The following is a 16,725-nucleotide window of genomic DNA, read 5'->3' on the forward strand; positions in this document are numbered from 1 at the left end:
AGGTTTCAATTTGCAAAGATGGATTGCCTTTTTTCTCACCCCTGTCCGAACATCGCGGTCAATTGGTCCCCGGGGATCGCGGGTGTGAAATGGCTGCCTTGCCCTTCATCCGTGCCGATTTGGCAGAGCAGATCATATTGCGCCGCGGTTTCCACCCCATCCGCCAGAACGGAACAGCCCAGGGCATGCCCCGCCTCGACCGCCGCGCGCGTGATGGCGGTGGAGGCCGCTCCCTCGCATAGATTTTGCACCAGCGATTTATCCAGCCTCAGGCTTGAAAAGGCCATGCGCTTCAGCGGTGCCAGCGAGGCATAGCCTGTGCCGAAATGGTTCAACCCCAGATGCACGCCCAGCGCTTGCGTCGCTTTCAGGGCAAAAGCCGAATCCTCATTTTCATCCAGCAGCATCGCCTCGGTGATGAGTAATTCCAGCCTTTCCGGCGCGACGCCCGAATCGTTTAACGCTTCCAGCAGTTCCCTGGTCAGTTGCCCGCTTTGCAGATGACGCGGAGATATAGCCAGGGCGATTCTGAAATGGGCGGGCAGGCGGGCCGCCTCGTGGCAGGCCGCGCGCAGCATCCACCCGCCGACTTCGATGATGACATCCGATTGTTCGGCCAGCGGCAGGAAATGGCTGGCCTGGATGAAGCCGCGCCTTGCATGGCTGAGCCGTAGCATTGCCTCCGCGCCCTGAATCAGTCCCGTGGACAAGGACAGGATCGGTTGGAAATGCAAGGCAAGCCCATCCGCCGATAGGGCCTGGCGCAGCTTTTGGACGATCCGCCGGCGTTCGACGATCTTGTGTCTGGCATGATGCTGCCTGAGTTCCCGTTCGGTGTGCGCGACCGTTCCGGAAGCCGGTGTGAGCTGCATCTCAACAGGCGGCTTTGTCGTTGGCATGGCAAAACTGGAATGGCATGCGCGGGACTGTGCAGTCCGTTTCTTAACAATTGCCCAAGGAAAAAATTGTATTTTTTGGCAAGATTTTGAGGGTTGATACGATAAGGTTAGCGCAAGATTGTCGCTTTGGGCCGCTTTTCGCGCCGGTCTTCCTCAGGCCTCGGTTAGGCGTTTGCCTCTGGCGGGGGCCAGCGCCGCCTTGAGGCTGGCAAAGGCACTTTCAACGCCATATTGGCTGATCACATAGGCCAGGGCCTGTTCCGGTGGCGGGGGCGCCGCCGCATGCCGTAGAATTGCCAAGGCGAACATTCCGGCACTGCCCGCCATGATGAAAGGGGCGTTCGGTGAAATGTCGAATCCCTGCAAGCTAGGGGGGGTAGCGATGGTGAATAATCCATGCCGGGCATAATCCAGCATCTTGATCTTCAATCCGGATCCCGTCCGTAAGGGGGAGATGGCCAGCGCGGCCCGATGCAGCAACGGCGCCAGATTGCGCACACGCCCATGCACCACGATTTCCGGCGGCAAACGGCGGCGCAGTGCCGGGCCGCAATCGCCGATCAGATCGAGCGTCAGCCCATGCCCTCGTAATTCCGGCCAGATTTCTGAGAAGAACCAGCGCAAACCATCCAGGTTGGGGAGAGAATCGCTTCCCACGAAGACCAGCCGTCCCGCGATTCGCCGGGTTTGAGACGGTGGTGGGCAGGGCAAGGCCGGCATGGGGGTGATGAAAATATCCGTCGCCGGGCACATTTCCCGCAGCAATGCGGCTTCCTCGGGTTGAATCGCGGCGATATGCCCGGCTTGTTCCAGCAGCTTGGCCTCGCGGTCGCGGGTCAGAGTCTCTGGACGGACCGTATAGCCAGCGGCGCGCAGGGCTTCGGCGCGGCGGTAAAACAGATCATGGGTGATCAAGACGCTGTTTCGGCCGGCCAGTTCCGGTTCGCTCAGCAAGGGGGCGCGGAAGATCGTATCGATCAATACGGCATGTGGTCGCAGCCTGGCGATGGCGCGGGCACACCAGCGCAGATCGTCGGCGGATGGAAAGCCGCCCAGCACCGCGTCGGCTTTGTTCCGGCGGCGGTGCAGCCTGGCGGCGAAGGGGGCGGGGAGGCGCCGCAGCATCTGGCGGGCCAGCGTCCTGGCCGCCGCGATAGGGGAGGACGGCGTTACATAAGGGCCGACCCGCAAGATATGCGGTCCCGTGAGGCGCACGAGATCGTAACGCTCCACGGCGGAAACCAAGCGCATGCCGGTGAGCAGAATGACGACTTCGTGCCCCTCGGCGCGCAACCAGGATAGAATGGCATAATTAAGAGCCAGATGCCCGGCGGCATCCGGTCTGGGCAGTTCGTCGGTGACGAAGACGATCACCTGCCCACGATGCGGTCAGGCCGCGTTCTGCGTGATGCCCTTTTCGGAGAGCAGGGTCTGCAGCTCGCCATTCTGGTACATCTCGGTCACGATATCGCAGCCGCCGACAAACTCGCCCTTGACATAGAGCTGCGGAATGGTCGGCCAGTTGGAGAAACCCTTGATCCCTTCCCGGATTTCCGGTGCTTCCAGTACGTTCACGGAAGCAAAGGGGACGCCGGAATGCTTTAGAATCTGTACCACGCGGGCCGAGAAGCCGCATTGCGGGAATAGCGGCGTGCCCTTCATGAACAGCATGACGGGGGCACTGTCGATATGTTTCTGAATTTCGTTGAAAACGGGATTTTCCATAGGGTGTCGGTCCTTAATCCGGCGCGGAGGTTTGCAGCGCCAGGGCGTGAAGCGCGCCGCCCATGCGGCCCTGAAGAGCAGCGTAGACCATCTGGTGCTGACGCACACGGGAGACGCCCCGGAATGCCTCGGAAACCACGGTCGCGGCATAATGGTCGCTATCCCCGGCAAGATCCTCGATATGGATCTTGGCATCGGGGAAGGCTGCCCTGATCAGGGTTTCGATCTCACCCGCTGGCATGGCCATGTTTTGCAATCCTCTTCAGGCGAACCAGCGGGGGAAAAACCCCTCATGGGTTTCGCGCAATTGAGGCAAAGATATGGCAAGCCCATCGGGCAGAGTCAATTTTTTCTCATCGGAGGAGCGTCCGATATGTTGTGCGGGAATACCCGCGGCGGCGGCGGCGGCCAGCAAGGCCGTGGCGTCAGCCACGGCCAGCACATAGCGGCCTTGATCCTCGCCGAACCAATATTCCGCGCCGCCGGCGCCGGTCAGCTCCGCGCCGCACGCTCCGGCCAGGGCCATTTCGGTCACGGCCACCAGCAACCCGCCATCGGACACGTCATGGCAGGCGGCGACATCACCGGCCAGAATCCGCGCGCGCACGAAATCGCCATTGCGCCGTTCGGCGACCAGATCCACGGGCGGTGGCGCGCCTTCCTCACGGCCCAGAATTTCACGCAGATAGAGCGAGCATCCCAGCTCGCCCTTGGTTTCCCCGACCATGACCAGCGCAAGGCCGGGTTTCAGCCCATACCCCACCGCCTGGGCGGCGTCCTCCAGCACGCCCACGGCGCCGATGGCCGGCGTGGGCAGAACCGGGCGGCCCTCGGTCTCGTTGTAAAGTGAGACATTGCCAGAGACGACCGGGAAATCCAGCGCCAGGCAGGCCGCCGCCATGCCCTTGATGGCGCTGGCGAACTGTCCCATGATTTCTGGTTTTTCCGGGTTGCCGAAATTCATGTTGTCGGTGATCGCCAGCGGTTTCGCGCCCGTGGCGGTGATGTTGCGCCACGCCTCGGCCACGGCCTGGGCGCCGCCCGCCTCGGCATCGGCCACGCAATAGCGCGGGGTGACATCCGTGGTGATGGCCAGGGCGCGCTTGGAGCCATCCAGCCGGACGATGGCGGCATCGGCCTGGGCGGGGCGTTTCACGGTTTGCCCGCCCACGGTCGAATCATATTGGTCGAAAATCCAGCGGCGTGAGCAAAGGTCCGGTGTGCCGATTAGTTTCAGCAGGGCCTGGTCCAGCGGCGCATGGCTGGAAATCGGCGCCAGTTTCGCGGGCTTGGGGGTTTCCGCGACCGGGCGGCGGTAAAGCGGCGCGGCATCGGCCAGCGGGCTGAGCGGAATGTCAGCCTCCACTTGGCCCTTATGTTTCACGACAATGCGCCCGGTATCGGTGATATGACCGATGACCGCGTAATCCAGATCCCATTTCTCGATGATGGCGCGCGCCATGTCCGAGCGTTCGGGTTTGAGCACCAGCAGCATGCGCTCCTGGCTCTCGGAGAGCATCATTTCATAGGCGCTCATGCTGGTTTCGCGCTGGGGCACATTGTCCAGATTCAGCTCGATGCCAACTCCGCCCTTACCCGCCATCTCGACGGAGGAAGAGGTGAGGCCCGCCGCGCCCATATCCTGGATGGCGACGATCGCATCCGTCTGCATCAGCTCCAGGCAGGCTTCGATCAGAAGTTTCTCGGTGAACGGATCGCCCACCTGCACGGTCGGGCGCTTTTCCTCGGAAGCGGAATCGAACTCCGTGGAAGCCATGGTCGCGCCGTGAATGCCATCGCGTCCGGTCTTGGAGCCGACATAGACCACCGGATTGCCCACCCCCGCGGCGGCGGAAAGAAAAATCTTATCCTGGCGGGCGATGCCCACGGTCATCGCATTCACCAGCGGGTTGCCGTTATAGGCCGGGTGGAAATTCACCTCGCCGCCCACGGTCGGCACGCCGACGCAATTGCCATAGCCGCCAATGCCGCGCACCACGCCATCCACGACGCGCTTGGTGACGGGCAGGGCCGGGTCGCCAAAGCGCAGCGCGTTCAGGTTGGCGATGGGGCGCGCGCCCATGGTGAACACGTCGCGCAGAATGCCGCCCACACCGGTCGCGGCCCCCTGGTAAGGCTCGATGAAGCTCGGGTGATTATGCGACTCCATCTTGAAGATGGCGGCCAGCCCGTCGCCAATGTCGATCACGCCGGCATTCTCGCCAGGGCCGTGGATGACCCAGGGTGCCTTTGTCGGTAGCTCCTTCAGCCAGACGCGGCTGGATTTATAGGAGCAATGTTCCGACCACATGACCGAGAAGATGCCAAGCTCGGTGAGGCTCGGGGTGCGGCCCATGATCTCAAGGACCTTGCCCCATTCCTCCGCGTTGAGGCCGAAGGATTTGGCGAGGGTTTCGTTGATTTCGGTCATGCTGCCGCCAGGGAATCGAAGAGAGGTTTGCCATCGGTGCCGCCCATCAGCGGATCGACGAGGTTTTCCGGATGTGGCATCAGCCCCAGCACCCGCAGATTGGGCGAGAAAATGCCCGCGATGCCGCGCGCCGAGCCGTTGCGGTTGAGGTCGCTGTAGCGGAAGGCCACCAGCCCGTCGCCTTCCAGCCGGTCCAGCGTTGCCTCGTCGGCGGTGTAATTGCCGTCGCCATGGGCCATGGGGGCACGGAATTCGGCGCCTTTTTCCCATTTGGAGGTAAAGACCGTGTCGCTGCGCTCCACTTTCAGCATCGTGTCCATGGAGAGAAAGCGCAGGCCCGCATTGCGCAGCAGCGTTCCCGGCAGCAGCCCGGCCTCGGTTGCGATTTGGAAGCCATTGCATACGCCCAGCACATAGCCGCCTCTTTCGGCATGGGCCTTTACCGCGCGCATGATTGGGCTTTGCGCCGCCATGGCGCCGCAGCGAAGATAATCGCCGAAAGAGAAGCCACCCGGCAGGATCACAAGATCCGTGCCGGCGGGCAGCTCCGTCTCCTTGTGCCAGACGATCGCCGGTTCACGGCCAAAGCTCTGGCGCACGGCCAGGATCATATCGCGTTCCCGGTTGATGCCGGGGAACAGGAGAATGGCGGCTTGCATGGCCCGCTTCTGCCGTAAGAGCGGGCTGGGAGCAATATGCCCTGGCTCAGCCCGGCTTTGTCCGGGCGTCCAGTAATTTTTCCATCAGGCTGTTGCTGTCGATTTTTTCGTCGGTCAGCGCCATGGCCAGCACCTCGCCGCCGAACACGTTGGGCGCGAGGATCATGTCGGGCTGCACCCGGCGCACCCGCTCCAGATTCTTGCGGCTATTCACGGCGGCGACTTTCTTGGCTTCGGTGTTCACCTCGCGCAGAGCCAGGATCACGAAGGCGTTTTCGGCATCGTCGTCGGAAAGGGCAAGAACCGCATGCGCGGTTTCCGCGCCAGCCTTGCGCAGCACGTCCAGTTCCGTCGGGTCGCCCTTGACCAGTTCCGCCTCGCCGAAATCGTCATCCGTGTCGCTGATGACGATCACGGATTCGTCCCGGGCCAGCAATTCGCGCGCGGTATTATGCGCCAGGGGGCCGTTTCCGGCGATGATGTAATGGTTCACCCGTTTCATGCGTTTCCTCTTGGGTTCGATGATGCGGTTGAGGCGCCCCTGCACCAGCGGCCCGACCACGGCGGTGATGGAGGTGGCGAATACCGTGATGCCGACAATGATGAGCGACATCACGAACAGCCGCGCCTCGTCGGTCTTGGGGGCTATATCCCCATACCCGACCGTGGACATGGTGACGATCGTGAAATAGGCCGCCTGCGGCAAGGTGACGATCGGCGGTGAGAATCCGTCTCCCAGGATCAATGAGCCCAGCACGCCATAAGTGAGCAACAGGGCCGTGGCGGCGGTGGCGAATAGCGAGGCGGCGGCGATCGAGGAGTTCTGGAAGTCACGCCCGGAGACGCACAAGGCCAGGAACAAGGCCGCGATATAGAGGAACGGGCCAGAATGCCAGGATTGGTGGCTATAGCCAAGGGCCAGCGCGCCTTGGGTGAAGGTGATGAGCAGGGCGGAAATCCAGGCCAGGCGCGAGCGTAGAAGCAGCCCAATGGCGATGAAGATCTGCAAAGTGCCGACCACGGCGCTGGGCACGCCTTGCAGGATCAGCTCCGGCACATTGGCATTGAGGGGGTGCAGCGCGTCGAACAGGCCGTTGAGCTGAAGATGCAGATATTCCGAGGCGTAGCGCTTTATGGTGGGCAGCAGGGCCAGCAACCCGGCTCCTCCAACGGCGCCGGCCAGGAGAATATGGGGAAACCAGAGATCGAGCCGGGCCCGTTTATAGACGCGCCAGGCCAGTCGTTGAATCAGCCCGAAAGTATCTCGAAGCCTGTGGAAGAGTTTCATGCCGATCCGGCCCGGATGGAAAAGAGGTGCCTCATGGCCTCTTGTTTGGCGAGGCGAAGGCCGGATTTAAAGTCTTGCGCCGGGCTTTTCTCCGGCGCGCGGTACGGATATCAGCCCGCCACCTCGACCTTGAAGCTTTCGATGACCGTGTTGGCCAGCAGCTTGCGGGCCATTTCCTCGGCCTCGCTCTTGGCTTGGGCCGCGTCCGTTCCGGCTAGTTCCAGCTCGATGATCTTGCCCATGCGGACTTCTCCCACCTGGGCGAAGCCGAGATTGTTCAGCGCATGGCCGATGGCCTTGCCCTGCGGGTCAAGCACGCCGTCCTTCAGCATGATGGTGACGATGGCCTTCATGAATCAAAAAACCTTTTCATGGATGAATGCCGACAAGTGGCGGTGTTACTGCATCGTCTCCGGGCCCTTCAGGTCGCGCGACCCGGCCTCGGGGAGGATGCCAAGGCGCCGCGCCACTTCCTGATAGGCTTCCTCGATCTTGCCGAGGTCGCGGCGGAAACGGTCCTTGTCCATCTTTTCGTTGGTCTTCGAGTCCCAGAGACGGCAATTATCCGGGCTGATCTCATCGGCCAGGACGATGCGCATCTCTTCGTTCTCGTAGAGGCGGCCGAATTCCAGCTTGAAATCGACCAGCGTGATGCCGACGCCAAGGAACAACCCGGTGAGGAAATCATTGATGCGCAAGGTGAGATGAACGATGTCGTCCATATCCGGCGGGGTGGCCCAGCCGAAGGCGGTGATATGCTCCTCGGCCACCATCGGATCGCCGAGCTGGTCGTTCTTGTAATAATATTCCACGATGGAGCGCGGCAGGCGCGTACCTTCGGGAATGCCAAGACGCTGCGCCAAGCTGCCCGCCGCGATGTTGCGGACCACCACCTCGATGGGGATGATCTCAACTTCCTTAATAAGTTGTTCGCGCATGTTGAGGCGGCGTATGAAGTGCGTCGGGATGTTGATTTCGGCCAGCTTCATCATCAGGAACTCGCTGATCCGGTTGTTCAGCACGCCCTTGCCGGTGATCGTCCCCTTTTTCTGGGCGTTGAACGCGGTGGCGTCGTCCTTGAAATACTGCACGAGCGTACCGGGCTCGGGCCCCTCGAACAGAATTTTTGCTTTGCCTTCATAAAGCTGGCGGCGGCGGGCCATGGATCAAAACCTTCGAAATTAACGGAGCCGGTCTATACCAACTGAACCGCGGGAATACCATGGGGGCAGTCGCATGGGCGCCAAGCCTTGGTGGGACATGCGAAAAATGACGGGACAATGTATCTGACCGGTCATAATGGGAGCCGCGCGAACCTTTCCGATCATCCGTGCCGCCTTCAGCGGTTTGCTAGCCATGTTCGTCAGTGTCGGGGTGGCCCGGTTTGGGTTCGCGCCGCTGGTGCCAGCCTTGGCTGACGCGCATTGGTATAGCGCGGCCACTGCGTTCTGGCTGGGTACGGCCAACCTCGTGGGTTATTTTATCGGAGCGGCGGCCATGCGGGTCTGGCGCCGGCCGTTCGCCGCCAAACCCGCCGTGCTGCTGTTCATGGGGTTGACCGCCGCCGCCATGCTAGGCTCGGCCCTTAATTGGGGGTGGCTCTGGTTTGGCGCTTGGCGGCTGGTTTCAGGTGTCACCGGCGGTGTGTTGATGGTTCTGATGGCCGCCGCCGTGGTGGGGCGCGCGCCGCCCTCGGCGCGGGGACGGGTTTCAGGCATCACCTTCGCTGGCATGGGGGCGGGCACGGCTTTCAGCGCCATCTTGGTGCCGCTCCTGCTGACGCGCGGGTTGATATTCACCTGGCTGACCTTTGGCGTGGTGTGCGGTTTGGCGACATTGGCCGTGGCGGTGATGATGCCGCCAGCGAGAATCGAGCCTTCCCCCCGGCATGAGGCGGCGGGGCTGCCGCCTCGTCCGGTTCTGTTGATGATCGCCGCTTATGCGCTCTCCGCGCTGGGTTTCGTGCCGCATATGCTGTTTCTTTCCAGCTTCGTGGCGCTCGGTTTGGGGCGCGGCGTGGCGGCCGGGGCGCAAATCGCGGCCTGGCTCGGCGTGGCCGCGATGCTGGGGCCGCCATTATTGGGGCGGGTTGCCGACAGGTTTGGGTTTCTGGTGACGTTGCTTGCCGGCTATGTGGTGATGGGGTGCGGCGTGGCGGCGCCGTTGCTGCTGCATGCCCAGGCCGCGCTGATTGTTTCCACCGCCGCGGTGGGCGTGGTGGCGCTTGGCGCGGTGATGCTGGTGGCCGGAGCGATCGCGGGGATGGTGCCGGCGGCTCGTCTATCTGGCGATTGGGGGCTGGCCACCATGGTTTACGCGGTGATGCAGGCCGTGGTGGCGGCGTTTTTCTCGCATCTGTTCCATGTCACCGGAAGCTACGCGCTGCTGTTTGGTATTGGCACGGTGGCGATGGCGGTTTCCGTGCTGCTTATTCAACTCGCGGCGCGGGCGGAGGCGCGTTAGCGCCCCGCCCGGCCGATTGACAAGGTTGATCAGCTCAAGGCCGGTTCCAGCGCTGGATAATCCGTGTAGCCAGCCGGGCCCGCCGCGTAGAATGTTTCGGGTACGGGCTCGTTCAGGGGTGCATTCCTGATGAAGCGGGCGGGAAGGTCAGGGTTGGCGATGAAGGCTGTGCCCCAGGCCACGGCGTCCGCCGTGCCCGCCGCCAGCGCGGCCTCGGCGCTTTCCCGGGTGAAGCCTTCATTGGCGATATAGACGCCGCCGAAGATTTTCTTCAGCTCCGGCCCAATGGAATCGGCGGCCTGATGCTCGCGCGCGCAGATAAAGGCGATATCCTTTTCGCGCAGTTCACGGGCGACATAGGAGAATGTCGCCAGAGGGTTCGAATCACCCATCGTATGGGCGTCACAACGCGGCGCAAGATGCACCCCCACCAGCTCCGGCCCGAAAACGGAAGCGGCGGCGTCGGTTACTTCCAGCAGCAGCCGGGCGCGGTTGGCGATGGAGCCGCCATATTCGTCTGTCCGCTGATTGGTCGAATCTTGCAGGAACTGATCCAGCAGGTAGCCATTGGCGCCATGAATTTCCACGCCGTCGAAACCGGCCATCTGCGCGTTCATCGCGGCCTTGCGGTAGCATTCGATGATGCCGGGGATCTCGCTGGTTTCCAGGGCGCGCGGTGTCACGTAATCCTGCAGCGGCCGCACCAGACTGACATGGCCCTGCGCGGCGATGGCGGAAGGAGCAACCGGCAACTCGCCATTCAGGTAAAGCGGCGCGGAGATGCGCCCCACATGCCAGAGCTGGGCAAAAATGCGCCCGCCTTTTTCATGCACGGCCTTGGTGACGAGCTTCCAGCCTTCCACCTGCTCCTGGGACCAGAGACCGGGTGTGTCTGGGTAGCCGACTCCCATCGGGGTGACGGCGGTGGCCTCCGAGATGATCAGCCCGGCCCCGGCGCGTTGGGCGTAATATTCGGCCATCAGGGCGTTGGGCACGCGCCCCGCGGCGGCGCGGCAGCGTGTCAGTGGCGCCATGATGATGCGGTTGGGCAGCGTCAGCTCACCGAGCTGTAGCGGGTCGAACAGGTTAGGCATGGTACATGTCCTTCTTGGTCAAGACGGTAATGGGCAAACCGGCGCGCGCATGGCGCGCCGGTGGGCAGGGCGGCAGAGGTAGGGCGTGGTTCCGCGCGATCATAGATTCTCCCGCAAGGCGGCGAGAAACTGGGCGATGGCGGTTTCGTCGCGTTGATAGAATACCCACTGGCCGATCTTTTTGGCGCTGACCAAGCCGGATTGGTGCAATGTGGCGAGATGGCCAGACACCGTGGATTGCGACAAGCCGCAGGCGGATTCGATCTTGTTGGCGCAGACGCCCCATTCATATGGATGTTCCTGGCCCGGAAAATAACGTTCTGGCTCGCGCAATTCATGCAGGATCTTGCGGCGAACCGGGTTGGCCAGGGTTTTCAGGCAATCCTCGAATGTCGGCATGTCGTTTTGGATCGGCATGATACGATAGTTAAATCGGAAAAATACGATTTAAAGGGTGTCAGAGCGGAATTTTGCCCAGCCCGCCGGGACGGTCAAGGATATAGGTGGGAAAGGCGGTGCCGCTGATCTTGCCACGCAGATTGGCCAGGATTTCGCGTCCGCGCTCCGGCGCCACATGAAAGCGCGCGGTGCCGGGGGCGGCATCGAGCTGGTGGAGATAATAGGGCTTCACCCGGGCGCGCAGCATGGTGTGGAAGAGATCGGCCAGGGCCATCTCCGAATCGTTCACCCCGGCCAGCAGCACGGATTGGCCGAGAAGTGGGATGCCAAGGCGTGAGAGCCGGCGCAGGGCCGCGTTCGCCGTGGGAGAGAATTCCCGCGCATGATTGGCGTGGACGGCGATATAGAGCGGCTTGCGCGTTTCCAGTGCCGCCAGGAGCGCGTCGTTGATCAAGGACGGGTCCGCCACGGGCACGCGGGTATGGATGCGCAGCAGATCGACATGGGGGATGTCATCCAGCGCTCGCAGGATGGCACCGAGACGGCGCGGCGAGAGGATCAGCGGATCCCCGCCGGTGAGGATCACCTCATGGATGGCGGGGCGAGCGGCGATGTAGGCATAGGCGGCGTCGAGTTGCTCAGCGGAGAGCAAGCCGCCATCTGGCCCCACCTGCTCGCGCCGGAAGCAGAAGCGGCAATAGACGGGACAGGCGAGAAGCGGTTTCAGGAGGGCGCGGTCGGGATAGCGGTGAACGATGCCGGGGAGGGGGGACAGCGCTTCATCGGCGATCGGGTCCACATCTTCATGCGCGGCGGTGATCAACTCGGCCGGGTCGGGCAGGAATTGCAGGCCGAGCGGGTCGCTGGGAGAAGTGATCTTCGTGGCGAGCGTGGGCGGCACGGCGATGGCATAGCGCGCGGCCACCTCTTGCGCGCCATGAAGGTTCTCGGGCCGCAGCAATCCGGCATGGACCAGATCCTGGGGGGTACGCAATGTGCGTTGCGGGGGAGCGGAAATTCCGTCGGGCATCGGGAGCGTGTAAACCCGACGCCATGAGCTCTCAACCCTGGCAGACCCTGCCCGACCGCATGGCGCTTCTGCGCCGGCGCAATCTTTTGGCCGCCGGCGTGCGCGCCTTTTTCAACGCGCGTGGCTATATGGAGGTGGAAACCCCTTATGTGGTGCCCGCTCCGGGAGAAGAGGTGCATTTACGCGCGCGCCGGGCCGGGGATGGGTGGCTGAATACCTCGCCGGAATTCGCCATGAAAAAATTACTGGCCGGTGGGTCGGGGCCGGTTTTTCAACTGGCGAGGGTCTGGCGGGAGGAGCCGTGGTCCGACACGCATGCGCCGGAATTCACCATGCTGGAATGGTACGATCTGCACGACGATATGGGGCGGCTGATGCAAGAGACATTCGCCCTGTTGCAGGCCACGCTGCCGCCAGAGGTTAATTGCAAGGGCGTCGTCACGCGGCTGGACGAGCCGGAATATCTGACTGTGGCGGAGGCGTTCACGCGCCATGTGGGCGCGGACGTGCTGGCTACGGCGGGGGATGCGCCAGCCTTGGCGGCGCAGGCCGGGGTGAGGTTGCGTGAGGGGGAGGGCTGGGAGGATCTGTTTTTCCGGCTGATGCTGGAACGGGTGGAGCCGCATCTGGGCCGGGACCGTGCGACATTTCTCACGCATTGGCCCGCCGCGCAGGCGGCCTTGGCCAGGAGATGTCCGGAGGATGGCCGGGTGGCGGAACGTTTCGAGCTTTATGTCTGCGGGATCGAGTTGGCGAATGCCTTCGTGGAACTGACGGATGCAGTCGAGCAACGGGTGCGGTTTCAGGAGGACCGGGCGCGCCGCCATGCGTTATATGGGGAAGACTGGAAGATGGATGAGGCATTTCTAGAAGCCGTGGAGGCGCTGCCGGCCTGCGCGGGGATCGCGCTGGGGTTCGACAGGTTGGTCATGCTGGCGGCTGGTGCGCGGCGCATCGCCGATGTGCTCTGGCTACCGGAGATTTGAGGCCCTGGTGGGATTTGTCATGGACATGAGCAGGCGAAGCGCCTCCCGTTCCAGGGTAACATCCGGTCGGATAAGGTTATGCACGAAGCTGACAAGCCAGAGCATTCTCCGTGCGCCGACACGAACGGAAAACGCTCCGGATCCTGGCGTGGGAAGGAAGGATAGAGGAAAATGCGAAAGGCCATTGCGCTTGGCCTGATATTGCTCCTGGCCGGATGCACCGCCGGGCCCAGCCTGCAATCGCGGCTGGCCGCTTATATCGGTGTGCCGGAGAGTACGCTGGTTCAGCATTTCGGTGTGCCCGTCAGGCAGATCAGCGTGGATGGGGTGGATTATCTGGCCTATCAGGTGCGTTATCAGGCGCAAACCATGCCCGGGCCTTACTGGGGTGGGCCTTACTGGGGTGGGCCTTACTGGGGTGGGCCTTACTGGGGCGGGCCGTTCTGGGGGCCCGGTTGGGGGCCGTATGGCGGGTTTCCCCAGGATGTGCGGGTCTGGTCTTGCGAGGCGACCTTTGCCCTGGTGAAGGGTAAGGTGGAGAATGTCAGCCTGCGCGGGAATGATTGCCGGTAGGCGGGGCTAGGTGGCGTCCTGGATTGCGCGCAGCATTGCCTGCACACCCGCCGCCGCGCCAGCCTCGTGATTCCAGACCGCGCCGCTGACCGCCAGGAATTCCGCGCCGGCGCGCACGAGGGGGGCGCAGTTATGGGCATTGATGCCACCAATGGCGACGCAGGGAATTTCCATCGTCTCGGCCCAGGTTCTCAGCGTGGCGATGTCCGCCATTTCCGGCGGTTCCTTGGTGGTGGTGGGAAAGAAGGCGCCGAAGGCAACATAATCCGCCCCGGCTTCCCCGGCTTCCATCGCCAGATGGCGGGAATTATGACAGGTGACGCCCAGCGTAAGATCGCCCAGGATTTTCCGGGCCTGCTTGGCGGGCATGTCCGTCTGGCCGACATGCGCGCCATCGCAGCCGGATTTCACCGCCAGGACGGGATTGTCGTTCAGCAGAAAGGCCACGTCCCGGCTCTGGGCGATGGGGCGCAGGCGGTCGATCGTCCGTGAAAGCTCGGCTTCTGGCACATCCTTCAGCCGTAATTGCAGGGCGGCGACATCCCCCGCATCAAGCGCGCCGGCCAGGGTCTGCTCGAAATCGGCGGGCAGGACGGGCGGTGTAATGAGATAGAGGCGGCAATCGGCTGTCATGGCGCTGTCCAATAAAGAGGCGGCCTTCCGGATAAAAGGCCACCTTTGGGAGTTTTCGTGAGTGGGGCCGGAGGAGGCTGGCCGTTATTCCGCAAAATAAGGGCCGGGTTCAGGGAGCGCTTTGCGATCCAAACACGCCATGAGCCCATCAAGCTTCAGTCATTTCAAATTTTTGTGGGATGAGGCGGAAACCTCCCCGCGGAGCATGGCCGCCCGGTTTCATTGGTCTGGCGCGAACCGGGTAACTCGCGCCAGACCGGTCTGGATTTGAATCAGGCCTTGTTCAGATAGATGTCGATGATCTTTTGCAGCATGGCCAGGGCTTCCTCGCGGGGGCGCTGGAAGGTGTTGCGGCCGATGATGGAGCCATTTGCCCCGCCGTCGCGCAGACCGCGAATTTCCTCGTAGAGCCCATCCAGGCTCTTTGCCTCGCCACCGGAGAAGACCACGATACGCTTGCCCGCGAAGCAGCTATCGACCACATGCTTGACCCGCTTGGCCATGGTGGAGGCATCGAACCCGGCATAGGATTTCTTTGCGGCTTCCAGCGAAATGACTTCCGTGGGAGGCTTCACCTTGATGATGTGGGCACCCAGCAGCGCGGCCATATGCGCGGCATAGGCGCAAATATCCAGCGCCGTCTCGGCCGCCTTGTCTAGGTTCGGGCCGCGCGGATAGGACCATACGACCACGGCGAGGCCGGCGGACTTTGCCTCCTCGGCCATTTCGCGGATCTCTTCCATCAGGTCGAAGGCGAATTCGGATCCTGGGTAAATGGTGAAGCCGATGGCCGAGCAGCCCAGGCGCAGCGCGTCCGACACCGACCCGGTGAGGGCCTGGTTCTTGTCCGTGGCCAGGGAGTTGGAGGAATTCACCTTCAGGATCGTCGGGATCTGACCGGCGAATTCAGCCGCGCCAACCTCCAGCATGCCAAGCGGCGCGGCATAGGCGGACAGCCCGGCATCGATGGCGAGCTGATAGTGATAATACGGATCATAGGCGGCGGGGTTGGGCGCGAAGGAGCGGGCCGGGCCATGTTCGAATCCCTGATCGACGGGTAGAATGACCAGCTTGCCGGTGCCGCCGAGCTTGCCCTGCATCAGGATGCGGGCGAGGTTTGCCTTGGTGCCGGGATTGTCGCTCTCATAATGCGACAGGATTTTCTTAACCGTCTCGGTCATCGCCATATGAACCAGTCCTCCTTTGGGAAACTGGCGGCCATGTACCCCATGGCGGCGGCAATGTCATCCGCCAAGCCAGGGTAGGAGCCGTTTTTCGGCCCCTGACAGCCGCAAATCCAGTGCCGGCGGCGCGCTGGCGCGCAAAAGCGCCCCCTTGTGCCGGGCCAGGGCGGCGACCTCGTCCCAGGCCGGGCAAGGGGCGAGAATCACCCCCGCCAGCCCGGCGGCCAGCGCCTCCGCCGCCCGGCCCGGCGCGCCCGCGCAATCCAGCAGGGCTGGGCCTTCATGCCCGCCAGCGGTCAGTAATTCACGCCACCAGGCGCATCCCCAGGACAGCCCCGCGCCAGGGGCCGACAGCAGCGTGACGGGCCGGGCGGGACGCCGCGCCAACCGGACATCCGCCAGCCCGTGCACGATGATCGCGGGGGGGAGGGAACTGTTTATGAGAAGAGTGTTAATCATAGTTAAGTTATGACAAGGCTTCTTTCTTGACCTCGCATGGGAGGCTCGGGTTGAATAGTCTCCATGTCGGAGTCGGAATCTGAAGACGAAATCCTGGATCGTATCGAGGAAGCCCTGCGCAAGATCGCTGGCGCCGCCCAAGGAGGCAAGACAGTTCCTGCGAGCGAGGCCGGGCTGGACCGGGAAGCGCTTGCCGCCACCTTGGACAAGCTGATTGCCCGCCTGCGCGCGGGCCTTGAGTCTCCCGAGACGCCCATAACGGAGTAAAGCCATGGCGCAGGTTACCATTCGCATCAATGGTTATGCCTATACGGTCGGCTGCGAGGATGGGCAGGAAGATCATCTGGCCAAGATGGCGGAGGAGATCGAGCAGCGCATCAGCAGCATCAAGGCGATCGGCGGTCAGTCCGGCGAGGCGCGGTTATTGATGCTTGCCGCGTTGCTGCTGGCCGATGAGCTTTACGATCTCAAGCATGGTGGCGGTGCCAATGCCCAACCCGTGCCGCCTCCCGCCAAGGCGGATGGCGAACGCCGCGCCCGGCTGCGCCGTGTGGCCGCGCGGGCGGAGGAAATCGCCTCCGATATGCTGGATCTCTGATCTCACGCCAAAAGATTGCAGAAACGCTGGTTCCCGCTTAAATCGTCCGCAGGAGCTGCCCGGTGCGTCAGGCAAGACATCCCCTGGGCCGTTAAGCACTTCCCTCGGGGGCTGGCTCTGTCCGGGCCGTGGTCTGGATATCCGGCGCCCACCTGCATGAGCAGGCCTTGGGAGGATGCAAACGCCAACGGCCAGGGCGGCTCCACCTGATTTTTCTGGCGCGGGCTGGAACAATGTGTGAAAACAAGATCTTCTGTGCCAGATTCCGCGGGGCTTTATTGACCGGCCGGTTGCATCCTGGCAT

Annotated in this window: 20 protein-coding genes and 1 other RNA gene; 6 read left to right on the top strand and 15 right to left on the bottom strand. The window is 62.9% G+C overall.

Features of this window, described 5'->3' with window-relative positions; genetic code table 11:
- Positions 1 to 35: 35 nt before the first annotated feature.
- The 9 genes from AB7D48_RS11335 to purC form a co-directional block, all read right to left on the bottom strand.
- On the bottom strand, positions 36 to 872 hold the full coding sequence (locus tag AB7D48_RS11335) for an EAL domain-containing protein (RefSeq protein ID WP_427979058.1): 837 nt from the start codon (positions 870 to 872) through the stop codon (positions 36 to 38).
- A gap of 180 nt (positions 873 to 1,052) precedes the next feature.
- A complete protein-coding gene (locus AB7D48_RS11340) occupies positions 1,053 to 2,273 on the bottom strand; it encodes a glycosyltransferase family 4 protein (RefSeq protein WP_427979060.1) in 1,221 nt (406 codons plus the stop codon).
- 15 nt (positions 2,274 to 2,288) lie between these two features.
- Complete coding sequence (gene grxD / locus AB7D48_RS11345; RefSeq protein WP_427979062.1) at positions 2,289 to 2,624, bottom strand: Grx4 family monothiol glutaredoxin; 336 nt, start codon at positions 2,622 to 2,624, stop codon at positions 2,289 to 2,291.
- A gap of 13 nt (positions 2,625 to 2,637) precedes the next feature.
- Positions 2,638 to 2,871 carry a BolA/IbaG family iron-sulfur metabolism protein gene (locus AB7D48_RS11350; protein WP_427979065.1) on the bottom strand — a complete coding sequence of 78 codons (234 nt, stop codon included), beginning with the start codon at positions 2,869 to 2,871 and terminating at the stop codon, positions 2,638 to 2,640.
- Positions 2,872 to 2,886: 15 nt separating this feature from the next.
- Positions 2,887 to 5,055 carry a phosphoribosylformylglycinamidine synthase subunit PurL gene (gene purL, locus AB7D48_RS11355; RefSeq protein ID WP_427979067.1) on the bottom strand — a complete coding sequence of 723 codons (2,169 nt, stop codon included), beginning with the start codon at positions 5,053 to 5,055 and terminating at the stop codon, positions 2,887 to 2,889.
- The gene (purQ, locus tag AB7D48_RS11360; RefSeq protein ID WP_427979069.1) at positions 5,052 to 5,714 is read right to left on the bottom strand and encodes a phosphoribosylformylglycinamidine synthase subunit PurQ; all 663 of its coding nucleotides are present in this window, start codon (positions 5,712 to 5,714) and stop codon (positions 5,052 to 5,054) included. Before purQ ends, purL begins: the two co-directional genes overlap by 4 nt.
- Positions 5,715 to 5,760: 46 nt before the next feature.
- Positions 5,761 to 7,002 carry a voltage-gated potassium channel protein gene (gene kch / locus AB7D48_RS11365; protein WP_427979071.1) on the bottom strand — a complete coding sequence of 414 codons (1,242 nt, stop codon included), beginning with the start codon at positions 7,000 to 7,002 and terminating at the stop codon, positions 5,761 to 5,763.
- Positions 7,003 to 7,112: 110 nt separating this feature from the next.
- A complete protein-coding gene (purS, locus tag AB7D48_RS11370; protein WP_427979073.1) occupies positions 7,113 to 7,355 on the bottom strand; it encodes a phosphoribosylformylglycinamidine synthase subunit PurS in 243 nt (80 codons plus the stop codon).
- A 45-nt stretch (positions 7,356 to 7,400) separates the two neighbouring features.
- Positions 7,401 to 8,165: a phosphoribosylaminoimidazolesuccinocarboxamide synthase gene (purC, locus tag AB7D48_RS11375; protein ID WP_427979075.1), complete on the bottom strand. Its 765-nt coding sequence runs from the start codon at positions 8,163 to 8,165 to the stop codon at positions 7,401 to 7,403.
- Positions 8,166 to 8,301: 136 nt separating this feature from the next.
- Here purC and AB7D48_RS11380 point away from each other — a divergent pair, with 136 nt between their 5' ends.
- Positions 8,302 to 9,465 (top strand): YbfB/YjiJ family MFS transporter, encoded by a 1,164-nt coding sequence (locus tag AB7D48_RS11380; RefSeq protein ID WP_427979077.1) that lies wholly within the window; start codon positions 8,302 to 8,304, stop codon positions 9,463 to 9,465.
- A 29-nt stretch (positions 9,466 to 9,494) separates the two neighbouring features.
- On the opposite strand, the gene AB7D48_RS11385 is transcribed toward AB7D48_RS11380, so the two are convergent.
- The 3 genes from AB7D48_RS11385 to AB7D48_RS11395 form a co-directional block, all read right to left on the bottom strand.
- Positions 9,495 to 10,559 (bottom strand): alkene reductase, encoded by a 1,065-nt coding sequence (locus tag AB7D48_RS11385; protein ID WP_427979079.1) that lies wholly within the window; start codon positions 10,557 to 10,559, stop codon positions 9,495 to 9,497.
- A 99-nt stretch (positions 10,560 to 10,658) separates the two neighbouring features.
- A complete protein-coding gene (locus tag AB7D48_RS11390) occupies positions 10,659 to 10,976 on the bottom strand; it encodes an ArsR/SmtB family transcription factor (RefSeq protein WP_427979081.1) in 318 nt (105 codons plus the stop codon).
- A gap of 40 nt (positions 10,977 to 11,016) precedes the next feature.
- On the bottom strand, positions 11,017 to 11,988 hold the full coding sequence (locus AB7D48_RS11395) for a lysine-2,3-aminomutase-like protein (RefSeq protein ID WP_427979083.1): 972 nt from the start codon (positions 11,986 to 11,988) through the stop codon (positions 11,017 to 11,019).
- Positions 11,989 to 12,011: 23 nt separating this feature from the next.
- Between AB7D48_RS11395 and epmA the strand changes: the two genes are divergently transcribed.
- Both epmA and AB7D48_RS11405 read left to right on the top strand, forming a co-directional pair.
- Positions 12,012 to 12,974 carry an EF-P lysine aminoacylase EpmA gene (gene epmA / locus AB7D48_RS11400; protein WP_427979085.1) on the top strand — a complete coding sequence of 321 codons (963 nt, stop codon included), beginning with the start codon at positions 12,012 to 12,014 and terminating at the stop codon, positions 12,972 to 12,974.
- A gap of 171 nt (positions 12,975 to 13,145) precedes the next feature.
- Positions 13,146 to 13,547 carry a hypothetical protein gene (locus tag AB7D48_RS11405; RefSeq protein ID WP_427979088.1) on the top strand — a complete coding sequence of 134 codons (402 nt, stop codon included), beginning with the start codon at positions 13,146 to 13,148 and terminating at the stop codon, positions 13,545 to 13,547.
- A gap of 6 nt (positions 13,548 to 13,553) precedes the next feature.
- Here the strand turns inward: AB7D48_RS11405 and thiE are convergent, their stop codons facing one another.
- From thiE to AB7D48_RS11420, 3 genes are all read right to left on the bottom strand, one after another.
- Complete coding sequence (gene thiE / locus AB7D48_RS11410) at positions 13,554 to 14,180, bottom strand: thiamine phosphate synthase (protein ID WP_427979090.1); 627 nt, start codon at positions 14,178 to 14,180, stop codon at positions 13,554 to 13,556.
- 272 nt (positions 14,181 to 14,452) lie between these two features.
- Positions 14,453 to 15,367, bottom strand: coding sequence for a class I fructose-bisphosphate aldolase (locus AB7D48_RS11415; protein ID WP_427979092.1), 915 nt, complete (start codon positions 15,365 to 15,367; stop codon positions 14,453 to 14,455).
- 57 nt (positions 15,368 to 15,424) lie between these two features.
- A complete protein-coding gene (locus AB7D48_RS11420) occupies positions 15,425 to 15,823 on the bottom strand; it encodes a hypothetical protein (protein WP_427979095.1) in 399 nt (132 codons plus the stop codon).
- 63 nt (positions 15,824 to 15,886) lie between these two features.
- Here AB7D48_RS11420 and AB7D48_RS11425 point away from each other — a divergent pair, with 63 nt between their 5' ends.
- The 3 genes from AB7D48_RS11425 (at position 15,887) to ssrS (ending at position 16,628) form a co-directional block, all read left to right on the top strand.
- The gene (locus AB7D48_RS11425; RefSeq protein WP_427979098.1) at positions 15,887 to 16,090 is read left to right on the top strand and encodes a hypothetical protein; all 204 of its coding nucleotides are present in this window, start codon (positions 15,887 to 15,889) and stop codon (positions 16,088 to 16,090) included.
- Positions 16,091 to 16,094: 4 nt separating this feature from the next.
- A complete protein-coding gene (locus AB7D48_RS11430; RefSeq protein WP_427979100.1) occupies positions 16,095 to 16,421 on the top strand; it encodes a cell division protein ZapA in 327 nt (108 codons plus the stop codon).
- A 49-nt stretch (positions 16,422 to 16,470) separates the two neighbouring features.
- Positions 16,471 to 16,628, top strand: a non-coding RNA gene (ssrS, locus tag AB7D48_RS11435) — 6S RNA.
- Positions 16,629 to 16,725: the final 97 nt, after the last annotated feature.

The organism is Acidocella sp. (assembly GCF_050253495.1).
In the GTDB taxonomy this organism is placed as follows: domain Bacteria; phylum Pseudomonadota; class Alphaproteobacteria; order Acetobacterales; family Acetobacteraceae; genus Acidocella.